Here is a 1,855-nt window from a genome sequence, read left to right on the forward strand (position 1 = left end):
CGCTCCCCCCGGCCCGCCGCGCGCCGGCGCTCCCTGGTCCTGCTCGCCGCGGTGCTCGCGCTCGTGGCGCTGCTCGGCACCGGGTGCGTGCGCGTGCGGGCCGGCCTCGCGGTGTCCCCGCAGGACACGGTGTCGGGGACGATCGACGTCGGGACCCCCGACGGGGCCCCGGGCGGCAACGGCCCGCCGCTGCAGGTGCCCTCGGACCTGTCCGGCGACGTCACGGTCACCCGCTACGACCAGGACGGCTACGTCGGCTCGCACCTGGCGTTCGAGGACCTGAGCTTCGACGACGTCTCGCGCCTGCTCCCGCAGATCAGCCCGACGACGTCGTCGGCGATCCGGTTGCAGCTGCGCCGCGCGGGCGACCGCGTGATCCTCTCGGGCCAGGTCGACCTGACCCGCGTGTCGCCGGAGAGCGCCGACGTCCAGCTCAAGATGGCGTTCCCCGGCCCGGTCCGCCAGACCGACGGCACCGTCTCGCAGGGCGTCGTCTCGTGGACGTTCACTCCCGGCGAGGTCGGCGAGGTCAACGCCGTGGCCGAGTACCCGGACCCCAACGCGCCGTCCTGGGTGAGCTGGGCGCTGCTGCTGGTCGCGGTCGTGCTGGTGGCCGCGGGCGTGGTGTTCGCCCTCGCCGCGGCCACCCGCCCCCGGACCGACCGCCGGGCCCGCCGCTGAGGCCGACGGCACCCCGTCAGGACGCGGGCTGGGCCGCGACGCCGAGGCGCTGCACCACGTCCACGACGGCGGGGTGCCGGTTCATGCTGATGTAGTGGATGTTGCCGACGCCCTCGTCGTACATCCGCTGCGAGAGCTCGACGCACAGGTCGATGCCCGCCTCGCGGAAGGAGGGGGCGTCGTCGACCAGCGGCTCGAGGCGCTCGACCATCGCCTGCGGCAGCGCGGAGCCCGAGAAGTCCGCGCCGCGCTCCATCGCCTTCGGGTTCGTGATCGGCATGAGGCCCGGCATGATCGGGATCTCGCAGCCGGCGGCGGCGATGCGGTCGCGCATCCGCAGGAACTGCTCGGCGTCGTAGAACATCTGGGTGATGGCGAACTCCGCGCCCGCCTTCACCTTCTGCACGAAGAAACGGGTGTCCATGTCCTCGTCGACCGAGCGCGGGTGCAGGTAGGGAAACGCCGCCACGCCCACGCAGAACGACCCGAGGCGCCGGACCATGTGCACCAGTTCCTCGGTGTACTGCAGGCCCGCCGGGTGCGGGACCCACTCGGCGTCCTTGTCGTTCGGCGGGTCGCCCCGGATCGCGAGCACGTTGGAGATGCCCGCCTCGGCGTAGGAGCCGATCACGTGGCGGAGGTCCTCCATCGAGGCGTCCACCGCCGTGAGGTGCGCCATCGCGGTGAGCGTGGTGTCGGTGGCGATCCGGCCCGTCGTGCGCACCGTGCGGTCGCGGCTCGAGCCACCGGCCCCGTAGGTCACCGAGACGAACGCGGGATCGAGCGGCTCGAGTGACCGGATCGTGTTCCACAGGGTCCGCTCGCCCTCGTCGTTCTTGGGCGGGAAGAACTCCACCGAGAAGGTCGGCGTCCCACGCTGGATGCGTTCCGTGACAGTGGCCATTCGGTGACCATACGCAGTCGGCGGGCCGCCCGGGAGCACTCGTGTGACGCCCGACGCCCCGTTCAGCGCCCATCCGGCCGGTTCATCCGGAGGTGCCTACCCTCTACCTGGCGGCCCGGCGAGAGGAGCACGGATGACCGTTGGTCGGACGCTCGAGATCCCGGGCGGCCCCCTGATCTGGGACGACCCGGCGGAGGTCCAGGCCACCGTCGACGCCGACCTGCCCACGGCCGTCACCGACGCACTGCGCCGGTTCCTGGACGCGCGCCG

General features: G+C 72.8%; 2 protein-coding genes. One reads left to right on the plus strand and one right to left on the minus strand.

What is annotated here, in order from left to right:
- Window positions 1–681, plus strand: a 681-nt coding sequence (locus tag AC0CYZ_RS05355) for a DUF3153 domain-containing protein (protein WP_472213063.1), incomplete at its 5' end; no start/stop codon positions are given.
- A 16-nt stretch (window positions 682–697) separates the two neighbouring features.
- Here the strand turns inward: AC0CYZ_RS05355 and metF are convergent.
- On the minus strand, window positions 698–1,585 hold the full coding sequence (metF, locus tag AC0CYZ_RS05360; protein WP_472213065.1) for a methylenetetrahydrofolate reductase [NAD(P)H]: 888 nt from the start codon (window positions 1,583–1,585) through the stop codon (window positions 698–700).
- Window positions 1,586–1,855: the final 270 nt, after the last annotated feature.

Source organism: Actinomycetospora sp., assembly GCF_055612215.1.

Coding starts and splice junctions, on each gene's coding strand:
- metF (WP_472213065.1), bottom strand. CDS start 1,585: ATGGCCACTGTCACGGAACGCATCCAGCGTGGGACGCCGACCTTCTCG.